Source organism: Metabacillus sp. B2-18, assembly GCF_021117275.1.
GTDB lineage: Bacteria > Bacillota > Bacilli > Bacillales > Bacillaceae > Metabacillus.
Genome location: NZ_CP088245.1, coordinates 1,265,955 through 1,282,061 on the forward strand (window position 1 = coordinate 1,265,955; position 16,107 = coordinate 1,282,061).

General features: G+C 34.6%; 12 protein-coding genes. 11 read left to right on the forward strand and 1 reads right to left on the reverse strand.

The window, feature by feature from the left end:
- The first annotated feature begins 7 nt into the window (after positions 1-7).
- The 6 genes from LPC09_RS06350 to LPC09_RS06375 all read left to right on the forward strand — a co-directional run bounded on the left by LPC09_RS06350 (position 8) and on the right by LPC09_RS06375 (position 7,547).
- Positions 8-1,825 (forward strand): sensor histidine kinase, encoded by a 1,818-nt coding sequence (locus LPC09_RS06350; protein WP_231309241.1) that lies wholly within the window; start codon positions 8-10, stop codon positions 1,823-1,825.
- A complete protein-coding gene (locus LPC09_RS06355) occupies positions 1,806-3,389 on the forward strand; it encodes a response regulator transcription factor (RefSeq protein ID WP_231309242.1) in 1,584 nt (527 codons plus the stop codon). The genes LPC09_RS06350 and LPC09_RS06355 overlap by 20 nt, the downstream gene beginning before the upstream one ends.
- A gap of 78 nt (positions 3,390-3,467) precedes the next feature.
- On the forward strand, positions 3,468-4,292 hold the full coding sequence (locus LPC09_RS06360; protein ID WP_231309243.1) for a PRD domain-containing protein: 825 nt from the start codon (positions 3,468-3,470) through the stop codon (positions 4,290-4,292).
- A 222-nt stretch (positions 4,293-4,514) separates the two neighbouring features.
- Positions 4,515-5,885: a sucrose-specific PTS transporter subunit IIBC gene (locus LPC09_RS06365; protein WP_231309244.1), complete on the forward strand. Its 1,371-nt coding sequence runs from the start codon at positions 4,515-4,517 to the stop codon at positions 5,883-5,885.
- A 65-nt stretch (positions 5,886-5,950) separates the two neighbouring features.
- The gene (locus LPC09_RS06370) at positions 5,951-6,106 is read left to right on the forward strand and encodes a hypothetical protein (RefSeq protein ID WP_231309814.1); all 156 of its coding nucleotides are present in this window, start codon (positions 5,951-5,953) and stop codon (positions 6,104-6,106) included.
- The gene (locus LPC09_RS06375) at positions 6,099-7,547 is read left to right on the forward strand and encodes a glycoside hydrolase family 32 protein (protein WP_231309245.1); all 1,449 of its coding nucleotides are present in this window, start codon (positions 6,099-6,101) and stop codon (positions 7,545-7,547) included. The genes LPC09_RS06370 and LPC09_RS06375 overlap by 8 nt, the downstream gene beginning before the upstream one ends.
- Before the next feature lie 67 nt (positions 7,548-7,614).
- On the opposite strand, the gene LPC09_RS06380 is transcribed toward LPC09_RS06375, so the two are convergent.
- The gene (locus LPC09_RS06380; RefSeq protein ID WP_231309246.1) at positions 7,615-8,598 is read right to left on the reverse strand and encodes a LacI family DNA-binding transcriptional regulator; all 984 of its coding nucleotides are present in this window, start codon (positions 8,596-8,598) and stop codon (positions 7,615-7,617) included.
- 273 nt (positions 8,599-8,871) lie between these two features.
- On the opposite strand from LPC09_RS06380, the gene LPC09_RS06385 reads away from it, so the two are divergent.
- From LPC09_RS06385 to LPC09_RS06405, 5 genes are all read left to right on the forward strand, one after another.
- Positions 8,872-10,371: a UxaA family hydrolase gene (locus LPC09_RS06385; protein WP_231309247.1), complete on the forward strand. Its 1,500-nt coding sequence runs from the start codon at positions 8,872-8,874 to the stop codon at positions 10,369-10,371.
- A gap of 30 nt (positions 10,372-10,401) precedes the next feature.
- On the forward strand, positions 10,402-11,931 hold the full coding sequence (locus LPC09_RS06390; protein WP_231309248.1) for a tagaturonate reductase: 1,530 nt from the start codon (positions 10,402-10,404) through the stop codon (positions 11,929-11,931).
- A 43-nt stretch (positions 11,932-11,974) separates the two neighbouring features.
- A complete protein-coding gene (gene uxaC, locus LPC09_RS06395) occupies positions 11,975-13,375 on the forward strand; it encodes a glucuronate isomerase (protein ID WP_231309249.1) in 1,401 nt (466 codons plus the stop codon).
- Between the two features lie 233 nt (positions 13,376-13,608).
- The gene (locus tag LPC09_RS06400; RefSeq protein WP_231309250.1) at positions 13,609-13,869 is read left to right on the forward strand and encodes a metal-sensitive transcriptional regulator; all 261 of its coding nucleotides are present in this window, start codon (positions 13,609-13,611) and stop codon (positions 13,867-13,869) included.
- Between the two features lie 695 nt (positions 13,870-14,564).
- Entirely contained in the window at positions 14,565-16,094 is a 1,530-nt protein-coding gene (locus LPC09_RS06405) for a spore germination protein (RefSeq protein WP_231309251.1), read from the forward strand.
- Positions 16,095-16,107 lie beyond the last annotated feature (13 nt).

Below are 16,107 nucleotides of genomic sequence, written 5' to 3' on the forward strand. Positions count from 1 at the left end.
TTATATTTTGTCAAAAACAAGCATAAGAAATAAACTCACTGTCCTTCTATTACTCATTACAATTGTTCCATTTGGAACTTCCATTGTTATTACATATTTATATACAAAGGAATCACTAAAGGATGAGTTTGTTGAAGAAAATGTAAACCTCCTATATCAAGGAAAATTAAACATCGAAGGCTACATAGGTGAATTGAAAAATTTAACTTTATCGTTTTATAACAATATTGATTTTATGAGATATTTGCAAAATCCTCCAACAGGAGATGATTATTTAGCAAAAGAAACAGTCAAGAATGTGATATTAACGATTCTTTATGCCGAAGAGAATATTAATAGAGTAAACTTTGCCTTGGTTGAACCTAACCAAAATGTGTCTGTGTCCAAAAAGTCAGCTGTTGTATTTTCTTCTTTAAATAAATACCGCAATCGTGATATCTATGAAAAGACTTTAGATAGCCCATACCATATTCATATTGAACCAATGGAATTGTTGCAAGAGGAATCATCTAATTATAAATCTAATAAACAAAAAGATGTTTTTTCCCTTCATAGAGCGATTGTTAATGTACCATCTGATGAATTGCTTGGCTATATTTCATTAGACATAAATTCAGAGCAGCTACTAAATATCACTCACAAATTGTATGTAAAAGATAAGGAAGAATTTTATATTCTAAGTCCCGATGGAGAACTTATTTTCAGGTCAAATTATGAAGTTTCTGAAGATCAGCAATGGATTAAAACATTGATTCAGAATGAAGAAACTAGTGGAATGATGGAATGGAAGAAAGATTCCTTCGAGGGCTTAATGATTTATGAAAAACTAGAAGATTCATCAGGAGGATGGTTCCTTGTCAAACGAATTCCATATACATCTGTTTTCGAAAGTGCACTTAGTGTAGCGAAAATCAATATTTTATTTGGGGTGATCGGATTAATTCTTGTGGTATTGGCCACTCTTTTTGTTTCATTTAAAATAACAACACCTATACGAGTTCTTTTGCAAAATATTAAACAAGTTGAAAGTGGAAATATGAATGTTCAGTTTGATTCACTTGGAAATGATGAAATTGGTACTCTTGGTGAGCGGTTTAAAGAAATGATGTCAAAATTAAATCATCTAATTAATCGGGAATATAAGCTCGAGCTAGAAAATAAAACAAATCAATTGAAGGCACTTCAATCACAGCTTAATCCTCACTTTTTATATAATGCCTTACAATCAATTGGGACGCTTGCTTTAAAAAATAACGTTCCACAGGTATACACACTTGTTACCCATCTCTCAAAAATCATGAGATATGGAATGACGATTGATGAAAATATTGTTCCATTAACAAAAGAAATTGACTATACAAAAGCATTTTTATTATTACAAAAAGAGAGATTTGGCGATCAATTTGAATATTCGATAGAATTTATAAAAGAAGATTTGCTTATTATGGTTCCTAAAATGATTCTTCAACCGATAATAGAAAACTATTTTAAGCATGGTTTTGATCGAAGTATTGAAAAAATAGGGCTATTAAAAATTGTGGGTAAGAGGGAGAAAGACCAACTTATTATTACAGTTTTAGATAATGGAAAAGGGATTAGTGAAAGTAGATTAGAGGAAATTCACCAGTCATTCTTAGAAAATAAATCTATAGGGAATGGAAACGGTACGAACATAGGACTTAGAAATATCTATTTACGCCTAAAGCTTTATTATGATCAGCAAGCCACTCTGCAAATAGAAAACTATGAAAATGGTGGTACATTGGTGACAATTAAACTTCCAGTAGAATCAGGAGGTCTTACGGATGAAAGCAATCATAATTGATGATGAAAAGCATGTAAGAGAGGGTCTTCTTTTATTAGCAGAATGGAAGCGGTTAGGAATTCAAGAAGTGTTTGAAGCAAGTGATGGGGAAGAAGCGAAAAGTATTATATTAGAACATCAGCCAGAGATTATTTTTACCGATATGAACATGCCAAAATTAGATGGAATTCAGCTTCTAAAGTGGCTAAAAGAAACTGAAATACCGAGTAAAACAATTGTGGTTAGCGGTTATGATGATTTTCACTATATGAGAAATGCAATTACGTACGGAAGCTTTGATTATTTGTTAAAGCCTATTGAACCTGATGCTCTTAACGAAACTTTAGAAAGAGCAGTAAATGAGTGGGAAAAGCAAGCACAAAAAAGGGAATCAACTAAGGAAACAACAAGAGTTATAAATGAAGCAAAGCCGTTCTATTGGGATCATATTTTCACAACTCTTATTTCACACACACCTCCATCATCTGATCTTATTCAAAAAGTTCAGAAAGAATATGGTGTGAATATTAATGAAGGACAGTGTACAATTTGCTTGTTATTGTTAAATTGTAGAATTGTAAAAAGGTTTGAAGAAGATAAGAATCTGGCATTTTTTACAATATTGAATATTTGCAATGAATTAGTTCGTATTGACCAAAGCGGCTTTTGTTTTAAGAACGGGAACCAAAAAGACCAAATTGTTATTCTATTATGGAAGCATAAAAACGAAGTAAAACTTATGGAAAGTATTCAAAAGGAAATTGAGAGGTTTACCAATACGAAAGCAGTTATTGCAATTGGGAAGCCATCTGGAAAATTAGAGGAAGCTTATCATTTTGCACAAAAAACGTTATTAAAACACAATATGGTAGATGTTCATAAGAAAAATCACATTATGACGTATGATGATATCACATCAAGACCATTGCTACATCTTTTTGATTATGCTGAAAAAATTAAGTGGACAATTCAAAGTGGAAGTATTGAACAAATGGATGAAGTGATAAATCAAATTTTCCACAAGCTTGAATCTCAACATTTTCTTTCATTTGAGCAAATTCAAGACTGGGAAAATCAATTCGAAGTTTTGCGTAAAAATTGGTTAAAAGAATACCAGCTTAGTGAAGAAACCACCTATTACAATGGGCAAGATTATTGGGATGAAGACGGAACCTTTTCATTCACAAAGTTTAAGGAAGAGAAAACCAAGGAATTTCACGAATTAATTGAGCTCTTGAATCATGTGAAATACCAAAAAGAAAAAAATAGTATTCAAGAAATAGAAGCGTTCTTGAGGGAAAACTATGACAAGGATTTCACGTTGCAGGAAATTGCCGATCGTTTCTTTTTAAGTCGCGAATATATATCAAGAAAATTTAAGCAGCAATACAACGAAACCATTACAAACTATATGACAACAATACGAATTGATAAAGCAAAAGAGCTTCTAGAAAACCCGCACTTAAAAATTTATGAAATATCGTTTAAAGTTGGTTATCAGAATGAAAAATATTTTAGCAAAGTGTTTAAAAAGGTCGTTGGTATGACTCCGAATGAATACCGGGTGAAGGTAGCAGACCATTAATGCCTATGTATTTAAAATCTTTGCTCATTTAAATTTTAATGATAATATATAGCTTATTAAATTTGTACGGGGGATTTTATGCGGATCTTCAGAATATTGAACAACAATGCCGTAGTAGTAATTGACGGGCCACAGGAAAAAATTGTTATGGGAAATGGTATCGCTTTTCAAAAAAGTAGAAATGATATTGTTCCTAAAAATAAGATCGAAAAAATATTTGTATTACATGAGGCATCCTCTGAGAAGTTCCAGCAATTATTAGCTACCTTACCAGAAGAGCATATTGAACTAGCTGAAAATATTATTAGTTATGCAGAAGGATATCTAAGTTCACCACTTAGTGATCATATTCATATTGCTTTAACTGATCATCTTTCATTTGCATTAGAAAGAATTAAGCAGGGCATACCTATCAAAAATAAACTATTAAATGAAATAAAGATGCTTTACAAAAGTGAGTTTGAAATAGGCTTATGGGCAAAGAAAGAAATAAGTAATAAGCTTGGAATTGAAATTCCTGAAGATGAGGTTGCGCATATCGCTCTTCATATTCATACAGCTAAATTGGACGCTCCTTCTATGAGTGAATCTTTAAAGCAAGCATCTATCTTAAGTGATTTTGTTCAACAAGTTGAAGAATTCGTTGGAGAAAAGATAGAAGAATCTTCAATCAATTATCAGAGACTTGTTACACATCTTCGTTTTGCCTTAAATCGGATTTCTTTAGGAGAAAAATTTGATCCGATTGACCAAGATATGATGGACCTCATACAAGGTAAATATCAAACAGCATATTCTTATTCAAGAAATATATTAGACAAGTTGAGTAAAGAATATGAAATTGAATTTCCAGAATCAGAGGTAGCATATATTGCCATACATATTCAAAGGCTATTAAAATAATTATATTATAGTAATTTTTATGTTGACGGTTTCAATATGTTCTTATAGAATAAATGAAACAACAATTTTATATGTGGGATTGTTACTGATAACGCAGGCAAGACCTAGAATATATAGGATGACATAGGTAGATCATCTTCTTTGAAGCTACCTTTTTATCTATATATTTTAGGTCTTTTTTTGTTGTCTGTAGCCCTACAAACATATAGGGAGGAATACAACATGAATCATCGTGAAGTAGCAGAGCAACTTGTCGCGAAGCTTGGAGGCAAAAACAATGTAATAAGTGCTGCTCATTGTGCAACACGTCTTCGTCTAGTAATTGAGGATGAAAATTCAATTGACAAAAATGGAATTGAGGAACTAGAAGGAGTAAAAGGAGCATTTTCAAGTTCAGGTCAATTTCAAATTATATTTGGTACAGGAACGGTTAATAAAGTGTATCAACACTTTGCTCCATTAGTCGGAGCTTCAATGGATGATGAATCAACTAACAAAGGGGAATCTCATAGCGATGCGGCTAAAAGAAAAATGAACCCTTTTGCTCGTTTTGCTCGAACTTTATCTAATATATTTGTTCCAATTATTCCTGCAATTGTTGCAGCAGGTATGTTAATGGGTCTTTTAGGATTAATGAAAACGTATAACTGGGTAGATCCGGAAAGTGCTATATTCGTTATGCTGGATATGTTCTCATCTGCAGCTTTCATCATTCTTCCAATTTTAATCGGTTTTAGTGCGGCAAAAGAATTTGGAGCTAATGGTTACCTTGGAGCAGTTATTGGAGGGATAATGATCCATCCTTCCCTACTAAATCCGTGGGGATTAACAGATGCTGTGCCTTCTACACTTGACTTTTTTGGTTTTGGAGTTGAAATGTTAGGATATCAGGGAACCGTTATTCCGGTTCTATTAACTGTTTATATTATGGCTAAAGTAGAAAAAGGCTTACGTAAAATTGTTCCTAATGCGATTGATCTATTAGTAACACCTTTTATAACTGTTATTTTTACAGGTTTTGTTGCCCTGCTTATCATTGGTCCTATTGGAAGAATTCTTGGAAATGGAATAACAACAGTATTAGATGTGGTTTATAGTACAGCGGGTCCAATTGCTGGGTTAGTATTTGGAGGACTTTACTCAACCATTGTTTTAACTGGTGTTCATCACAGCTTCCATGCCATTGAAGCAGAGCTATTAGCAAATGTTGGAGGTAACTATTTACTCCCAATTTGGGCTATGGCAAACGTTGCCCATGGGGGAGCAGCATTGGCTGTATTATTTAAAACAAAGAATGAAAAAGTTAAGGGGATTGCAGGTCCCGCAGCTTTATCTGCCTTTTTAGGCATAACCGAGCCAGCAATTTTCGGTGTGAACTTAAAGTACAGAAGACCTTTTATTGCTGCAGCTATTGGTGGAGCTCTTGGAGGAGCATACGTTGTGTTCACGAATGTAATGGCCAACGGAATTGGTTTAACAGGGATCCCGCAGTTTGCTATTGTCCAGGATCCACTTAATTATGGAATTGGTTTTCTTATTGCAACAATAGGTGCTTTTATCGCTACCTTATTATTAGGTTGGAAGGAAGAATAATAAGAGAATAGAAGTTGACTTTGAAGTTTCAAAGTCAACTTTTTCATATGGGAGGTTCAAAGTGTATGAGAAGTGGAGTTATTTCCTTAGGTGAGGCACTCATTGATTTCATTCCTTTAGATAAAAAAAATAATCATTATCAAAAAAGCAAAATGAGCTATGAAGCTCTACCAACGTTAGAGCAAATGATACTAACAAAAGTGGGTGAGAACGTTGAATAAAGACAAACAACTACGTCAAGAAGTTGCCGAAGAAATCGAAAAACATCGTAACCTTGTAAAGCAGGATCCATACCGCTTGCACTATCACCTTATGCCACCTGTAGGATTATTAAATGACCCAAATGGCTTCATTCAAATGAACGGAGAATATCATCTTTATTATCAATGGATGCCGTTTAAAACAGGTCACGGAGCAAAATTCTGGGGACATTATTCTTCAAAAGATTTAGTGAATTGGAAGCATGAAGAAATTGCACTTACTCCCTCAGAATGGTTTGAAAAAAATGGTTGTTATTCAGGAAGTGCGATCGAGCATGAAGGTCATTTTTATGTTTTTTATACTGGAAATGTAAAGAATGAACAAGGAGAACGTGAAACCTATCAATGCTTGGCTGTTTCAAAAGATGGCATTCATTATGAAAAGAAAGGGCCGGTCGTTACCTTACCAGAAGGCTTTACCGCTCATTTTCGTGACCCTAAAGTATGGCAACAAGATGAGTTGTTTTTTATGGTGGTAGGAGCTCAAACAAAAGACTTAAAAGGGTCAGTTGTATTACTTAAATCAAATGATCTCTTTCATTGGGATTATGTTGGAATACTAGCGGGTGGAGGAAAAGGAAAACTGGGTGACTTTGGCTACATGTTTGAATGTCCAGATTTATTCAAGCTTGATGGAGAAGATATCCTTATTTTCTCTCCACAAGGCTTAGAGCCAAAAGGAATGAACTATCAAAATGTTTACCAGGCCGGCTATGTGGTTGGACAATTTAATCCTAAAACAGGAGAATATGATCATCATTTTTTTGAAGAGCTTGACCGAGGGTTTGATTTCTATGCTCCGCAAACTACCGTTGATAATCAAGGTAGAAGACTTCTCTTTGCATGGATGAGTGTACCAGACCAAAATGAACTGGAACATCCGACTATTGAATACAAATGGATTCACAATATGACTCTTCCACGCGAATTAAATTTGATGGATGGAAAGATTCATCAAACTCCTGTTAAAGAATTTGAAAACTTAAGAGATAGTGAAATGATAAGCTATTCGGTGAAGCTTAATAAGGAAAGTAAAGAGCTGGATGGAATTAGTGGAAAGACAATAGAATTAATATTAGATAGAATTGAAGTCGTTGAAGGTTGGATGGAAATATCGATAAGTGATGCAGGAAGAATAATCTATTCCTCAGAACAAAAAACATTTACATTTGAAAGAAAAAGCTATGTTGACGGAACAACTGAAAAACGTCAGTGCATGCTTGATGAATTGAATTCACTTAGGATATTTATTGACACATCGTCAATTGAAATTTTTATTAATAATGGAAGAGAGACATTTACTTCTCGTTTTTTCCCTAATCCTGAAAATCAGCATATTTCATTTTCTGCTTCTAAGAAAGTGAGCTTTACTGTGAATAAGTGGAATCTGGGGAATATTTAAACTAAAAAACAACTGCATCAAAGTGGCAAGGATAAAGGTACCCTTATATGTTGTGGGTACCTTTCTTTTACTTTGAACAAGATGCGCGCTCTACTATTTCTGGTGTCATGATTTGTACATGTGGCACAGATGATTTGTCGTTTATTAGCTTCATTAGTGAATCAACAATTTTAACTGCTAATTGATCAATAGGTACCCCAATACTAGTTAATGGTGTTTCTAATGTACCCATTTGTGGAATATTATCATAGCCGATAACAGACATATCTTTAGGGATAATTAAGTTTTCTTCTCTTAGACTACGAATAATTCCTGATGAAATGTCATAACTGCTTCCAATTAGAGCTGTGGGCTTATACGTTGAGTGTAATAATTTTTTTGTTGCCACATACCCGTCATACCAATCTAGACCTCCTGTATTTACAAGATTTTCTGCATTTACTGATAAATTAAATTCCTTCATAGCTTTTTGAAATCCTTTAAATTTCTCCATCTGTCTACGATCAACAGGTGAGAAATCACCTATAAACGCAATCTTACTATGTCCCAGTTTGTATAGATAATCAACTGCATCATACATTGCTTGCTGCCAATTAACATCAATAACAGGAAGTACATTATTTCCTGCCACTCCATGTGCAATGGTAGGTATGGAGTTTGTTAGAGATTGGTCAGTTAATGTTTCATCATTTTCCTCGAAAACAATCATACCATCAACTTGAAAGCGCTTAAACATTTCAAATGATGTTTTAACCGGATTAATAGATAAAATCATAGAGTATGAATATTTGCTAATTTCTTCATTAATCTTTGTGACTAATGTTGATAAAGTTGCTCTTTCAATGGAAGGCCAAACTAATCCAATTGTTTTTGTTTGCTTCGAAACAAGTCGTTGGGCAGCGAAATTAGGTTCATACCCTAATTCTTTAGCAATTTTTAAGATTTTATCTTTGGTCTCGGGTTTAACAAGGTCACTATCATTTAAAGCCTTTGAAACGGTAGAATAGCTTACGCCTGCTAAATTTGCAATATCTTTGATTGTTACATTCATAGTAATCACCTGTTCAGATAGGGAATTTTATTACAACGTTGTTATTGTTTTAGTACAAATAGTATTCATATATATGTTCTAAGTTAACATGATCACAGCAGAAATCCTAGTGGGATACTTATAAAAATATCATTATTTTAGTTGAAAACGTTGTCATATGTAGATTTTTCCTTTAATATTAATAATAACAACGTTGTTATTTTGGTTTTTATTTGAATATATGCTATTTTGATAGTTTTTCACCTCAAATAATATGAGAGGAGTGAAGAATCTTTGAGTGAAACAGTATTTGCACATGTAGATGAAAGAGATAATGTTCTCGTTGCCTTAAAGAACTTTAGCAAGGGAGACGAGATAAAATTTCTTGGTCATTCATTGGTGCTTCAAGATGACATTTCTGTGGGACATAAAATTGCTCTTATTGATATAAGGGCAGGAGAAGATGTTTTAAAGTATGGCTTTCCTATTGGCGAAGCTAAAAAGGATATTTCTTCAGGACAATGGGTTCATACACATAATGTCCAAACTAAGCTTGAAGGTACATTGGAGTATTCATATAAGCCAAGAAAACAGAAGAATTCGACAGGAACAACTAAAACAAGAACCTTTCAAGGGTATGTACGCAAAAACGGTGATATTGGGATTCGGAATGAGATTTGGGTTATAAATACTGTTGGATGTATTAACAAGATAGCTGAGCAATTGGTAAAGCTTGCCGAAAAATCGTTAGATACATCTGGTACGGATGGGGTTTTTCATTATCCACATCCATTTGGCTGTTCACAACTTGGTGATGATTTAGAAAATACTCAGAAGATCTTAAGAAATCTAGTGCAGCACCCTAATGCAGCAGGTGTACTTGTTTTAGGCTTAGGATGTGAAAATAACCATATTAAAGCATTTACAGATGTACTGGGTGAATTTGACGAAGAACGGGTAAAATTTTTGGCTGTACAAGAAGTTGAAGATGAATTAGATGAAGGAATTTCTATTATTGAAGACCTTATAGCTTATGCTAATCAATTTAAACGAGAACCTGTTTCGGTTTCAAAGTTAAAGGTGGGTCTAAAGTGTGGAGGTTCTGACGGACTTTCTGGCATAACAGCTAATCCGCTAGTAGGGGCATTTTCCGATAAAGTGATTGCACATGGAGGATCAACAGTTTTAACAGAAGTACCGGAAATGTTTGGAGCAGAGACGATCTTAATGGAACGTGCAGTAAATGAAGAAGTATTTTCTAAAACTGTTTCATTAGTAAATGACTTTAAGGAATATTTTATAAAACATGATCAAGTTGTTTATGAAAACCCTTCTCCTGGAAACAAGGAGGGTGGCATTACAACATTAGAGGAAAAATCTCTAGGATGTGTACAAAAGGGAGGCTTTTCTGAAGTTGTTGATGTTTTGCCATATGGTGGAAGAATAAATAAGCCCGGATTAACTCTACTTCAAGGACCTGGTAATGATTTAGTTTCTGTTACCTCACTTGCTGCATCTGGTGCACATGTTGTGTTATTTACGACTGGAAGAGGAACTCCCTTTGGTGGACCGGTTCCTACTGTGAAGATATCAACTAACAATAAACTTTTTGAAAAAAAGCGGAATTGGATTGATTTCAATGCAGGCGAACTCATTACAGGAAAAGATAAAGAAACATTAGCAGATGAATTATTTGAATATATCGTAAGACTTGCTTCTGGTGATGAGAAGGCACGGAATGAAGAGTTTGGATTTAAAGAGATTGCTATTTTTAAAGATGGCGTTATTTTATAACATTGTTTTTATCAGATGGGGAGGGAGTTCATGGAACAATTAAGTCGCAACATGTTACTTGAAAATCACCAGTTAACTGAAAGTATGGAAGTTAACTTAACAAATGATCTACCAGAACGTATTCTCCAATTTGGAGAAGGAAATTTCCTAAGAGGTTTCGTTGATTGGATGGTCAATGAAATGAATAAACAAGGAATTTTCAACGGTAGAGTTGTAGCAATTCAACCAACGCCACACGGAAAAGTTGTGCCAAAACTGAACGCACAGGATGGTCTTTATACACTTGTGCAACAAGGAATAAAAGATGGGAAAGAAGTTAATAAAAGCGAGGTTATTACTTCTATAAGTCGGGGAATCAATCCTTATGAAAATTGGAATGAAGTGCTAAAAGCTGCAGAATCTCCTTCTATACAGTTTGTCTTTTCAAATACAACTGAAGCTGGGTTAACGTATTTGGAGGAAGAGTTTATACCTGATGCTTCACCACATTCTTTCCCTGGGAAATTAACAGCGGTCCTTTATCATCGTTACAGAGTATTTAACGGTTCAGAGGATAGTGGACTTACAATAATACCTTGTGAGTTAGTAGAAGAAAATGCAAATGTTTTAAGGGAAATTGTCTTAAAGATAGCAAAGGATTGGGAGCTTCCACAAGACTTTATTCAATGGGTTGAACAGAATAATCGTTTTTGCAACACACTTGTGGACCGGATTGTTCCAGGTTATCCGAAGGGAAATATCGATACTTTCACGGAAACGTTAGGTTACGAAGATCAGCTTCTTACTGTTTGTGAACCATACCATTTATTTGTCATTGATGGGGATAAAGCGATAAGTGAGAGTATTCCGTTTCATGAAGCTGGTCTACAAGTCAAATGGGGAGATGTGACACCATACCGTCAATTAAAAGTTGGTTTATTGAATGCTCCTCATACAATGTTGTTTTCACTAGGGTATCTATCAGGGGTAAATACAGTTTATGAAGTAATGGTAAATCAGGAGCTATTTTCCTTTGTTGAAAATGCGATAAAGGATGAAATAAAAACAGTGCTTTCTTTTGAAACGAAAGTGTTGGATGATTTTGCAAACTCGGTACTTGACCGTTTTAAAAATCCTTTTGTAAAACACTATTTAGTCGACCTTGGTCAAAATGCAGTATCTAAATATAAAGCAAGAGTTCTACCTATTTTCTTTGAACATCTAGATAAAGAAAATAAATTACCGGTTCATATGGTGTTTTCTCTTAGTGGATTAATTTCCTATTATCAACCAATCAGAGTTGATGGGGATGAACATATGGTTGGAATAAGAGATCTTCAGGAATATCAAATTCGTGACAGCAAAGATGCGATCAAGACGTTTTCCGAGGCGTGGAATCAAAATGATGGAACAGAGGAATCTCTTACTGAAGTGGTTTCAATCATATTATCTGATGAAAAGCTATGGGGTCGAAGTTTAGTGGAAATTTCTCTTCTTAAGGATATGGTTATTAATTACCTAGAAGATATTGTTACGGATGGAGTTCAAAAGAGCCTTGAGAAATTTTATCTGAAAAATTGATAGTTAGGTACATTACGAAGGAAAACGAAGGACGGTGGGAGAAATGAAAGACTTTATGGGAGAAGACTTTTTACTATCAACGAATACTGCGGTGGAGTTATATCATAAATATGCGAAGGAAATGCCGATTATTGATTACCATTGTCATCTTAGTCCTAAAGAAATTTATGAAAATAAGAGATTTAAAAATATAACAGAAGCTTGGTTATATGGTGATCATTATAAGTGGAGAGCGATGAGAAGTAATGGTGTTGACGAAGAATATATTACAGGAAATGCTAGTGATTATGAAAAATTTTTAGCTTGGGCAAAAACAGTACCTATGACTATAGGAAATCCATTATATAACTGGACACACTTAGAGCTTCAACGATTCTTTGGAATTAATGAAATTTTAAATGAAAAAAGTGCCCCAGATATTTGGGAGAAGGTAAACTCATTATTAGCTCAAGATGACTTCACAGCTCAAGCATTAATTAAAAAGTCACAGGTTGAGGTTGTTTGTACAACAGATGATCCGACTGATGCTTTAGAGTATCACCAGAAGTTACAAGAAAACACTGAGTTTGGTGTAAAGGTATTGCCAAGTTTTAGACCTGATAAAGGACTTGAAATTAATCGTGATGGGTTTTTAGAGTGGGTAGGAAAACTGTCTGAGGCTTCTGGGCAATCGGTTACAAACTATAGTGAGTATCTGAAAGCGTTAAAGGAACGAATTGAGTTTTTTCACTCCCTTGGGGGCCGTGTATCAGATCATGCTCTTGATTCGATGATGTACGAAGCAGCATCAGAGGAAGAAGTTGCTGACATCTTTGCAAAAGGACTTAAAGGAGAAAAGGTATCGCTTGAAGAAGAAAAGCAATTCAAATCGTACACGTTAACCTTCCTAGGTGAACAATATGCACGCTTAGGTTGGGTTATGCAATACCACATGCATGCCCTGCGAAACAACAATACTAGAATGTTTAAACAGCTTGGCCCTGATACTGGATTTGACAGTATGAATGACGGAGAAGTGGCAAAGCCTTTGTGTCAATTGCTTGATTCATTAGATCAAAAGGATGCTCTTCCAAAAACAGTTCTTTATTCGTTAAATCCAAAAGACAATTATGTGATTGGATCTGTTATTGGGAGTTTTCAAGGTGGAGGAACACCTGGCAAAATCCAGTTTGGTACGGCATGGTGGTTTAATGATCAAAAAGACGGAATGCTTGATCAAATGAAAGCTTTAGCAAACCTTGGGTTGTTCAGCCGCTTTATTGGGATGTTAACTGATTCAAGAAGCTTCTTATCATATACAAGACATGAATATTTTAGAAGATTAGTTTGTGATCTTATTGGACAATGGGTTGAAAACGGTGAATATCCGTATGATGAAGAAGCTTTAAGTAGCATTATTCAAGGAATATGTTATAACAATGCAAAAGAATATTTTCAATTTTAATAAGTTTATTAAAGGTATACCGACCCAGTTTGTTTGGAGGTATACCTTTTTACGTTAGTTGTGGGAACAATAGCAATAATGAGAGGATAGGAAAATTGACAAATATAAAATAGAATAGTTAATATTTTAATAGATTGAATACATAGCTTGGGAAAAGTATCTGATTATTTTATAGCGAGTTACCCTTTAGGGTATAATGATCATAATAAAGGCTAAAGAAGGGGAGATTAAAGATGGAGTATGATGCACAAATTAAAAACCGTGTAAAGAGAATTGAAGGGCAGCTCAGAGGAATCTTACGTATGATGGAAGAACAGAAAGATTGTAAAGATATTATTACTCAGCTTTCCGCAAGTAGAACAGCAATTGATCGAACAATTGGTGTAATCGTTAGCTCTAATTTAATAGAATGTGTTCGAATGGCTGAGGAAAAAGGCGAAAGCAGTGATGATTTAGTGAAGGAAGCAGTTAATTTGCTTGTGAAAAGTAGGTAATTTAAAAGGCTATGGGACTTTTGTTAACGAGTTCTGTTTTGAAGTACAGGATACGAATTAACATTGCTTTTTCGTATAGGAATCCGCACTAGAATCAAAAAGCAATTTGACAAGTAAATCAGCAAAGGAAAATGCTTGGATACATATATGCTCCAAGCATTTTTTTATAGCAAGATAAGCGATTTCCAGGTTTCATGAATCGCCATGAAATAAGCTACCAAATAAGCGGAGAAATTCCTCTTAATGAAGAAATAGCACAAAAAATAGATAAAATAGACGGAAAGATTCCGCCTATTTAATCAAAAAAGATGAAAATGAACCATTTTACTTTGCTTAACCGGAAAAACTCCGCTTATATCCCTCGAACCGAGTTCCATTCTTCAGTCTAACCAGAAAAACTCCGCTTATTTTGGACTATCGTTACTCAGTTAAGGATTAGCAAGAAGGTCTGCTTTATTTATCCTCTCAGACATCATCACCCACACTCTGGTAGTTCAATATCATCTTATTCAGTTGCAAATGGGACTGCTAATTGGGGTGATAATTTAGTTTTTATATTCGTAAACAAACCCCTTTAACATTTCATATGCTGCTTTTTAATTTGTCATTTAATCATAAAATTTCCTCCAAAGGTAAATAGTAATGAGAAGAAAAATAATAATGAGACGTTCAGGAGCATGATTATGAGGAAATTTATGAACCATAGACAACTCTATCAAAACCAAGACGCACCTGAAACCTTGGATCAAACAGTTGTAACCGATTTGACTGAGAATGTAGCTGTACTAAAAAAGGAATTTGATAAATGTTCCGATGTGAAATTTAGGCCTCTAATAGTAGGTCAAAATGAAGCGTACCTTATCTTCGTTGAAGGATTAATTGATTCCAAAAGTATAGAATTTCATGCCTTAAAGCAATTGTTAGCAGAGATAAAAGAAGAACATCTCACTGCTGAATATTTAGAAAAAAACATTCTTTCTGTTAACCAAGTAGTTGAATCGAATAAGATGTCTGATATAGTGAAGCAAGTTTTGCATGGGAGTTCAATCCTTTTAGTAGATTCCTTAAATAAAGGATTAGTGTTAGATGCAAAAGGTGGGACTAGTAGAAGTGTATCTGAGCCGGATACGGAATCCGTAGTACGTGGTCCACGTGAAGGTTTTACCGAAAATTTGGGAGTAAATACAGCGCTTGTTAGACAAAAGATTAAATCAAAGCATTTAAAGCTTATTTCTAAAGAAGTAGGTACTCAAACAAATACAACGATCAACATCATGTATATGGATAATCTTGCACCACCAGACTTAGTTGAAGAAGTAATAGCGAGAATTGACCGTATTGAAATTGATGGTGTATTAGAAAGTGGGTATATTGAAGAATTAATTGAGGATAGCCCTAGTAGCTTTTTTCCTCAGATACAAAATACAGAGCGTCCTGATACAGTGGCAGCTAACTTATTAGAAGGAAGAGTGTCTATATTAGTTAATGGAACTCCTTTTGCGCTTATATTACCTGTGAGTTTTTGGCAATTTATTCAATCAAGTGAAGATTATTATCAACGATATCATATCTCAATTTTTTTAAGAATATTAAGGGTAATGCTTCTATTTTTAGCTTTACTCTTACCTGCATTCTATGTTGCAATAACAACGTTTCATCAAGATATGATACCTACAAACCTGTTGTTTAGTATTGCTGCTAGTAGGGAGTCTATTCCCTTTCCTGCTCTCATTGAGGCGTTAATGATGGAGATTGCGTTCGAGGCTTTACGTGAAGCGGGTATACGACTCCCGAAGGTGATTGGACAAGCAGTTAGTATTTTAGGTGCCTTAGTTATTGGTCAAGCAGCAGTTGAGGCAGGGATTGTCTCTGCACCTATGGTTATTATCGTCTCTTTAACTGGAATTGCTTCCTTTACCATTCCAAGGTTTAATATGGCGATTTCTATTCGACTATTACGATTTCCAATGATGATTCTTGCAGGCATTTTTGGCTTATTTGGTATTGCTCTTGGTTCTATTATCGTATTAACTCATTTATGTAAGTTGCGATCATTTGGTGTTCCTTATTTTCATCCACTTGGACCACTTAAATGGAGTGAACTGAAGGATGTATTTATTCGAATCCCTTGGTGGGACATGGATCGACGACCAACTCAATTTGTTAAAGAAAATGTGTCTCGTGAAAAGGACAACCTTAAACCTTCTACACACAAACATAATTAGCTAGGGGAGTTTA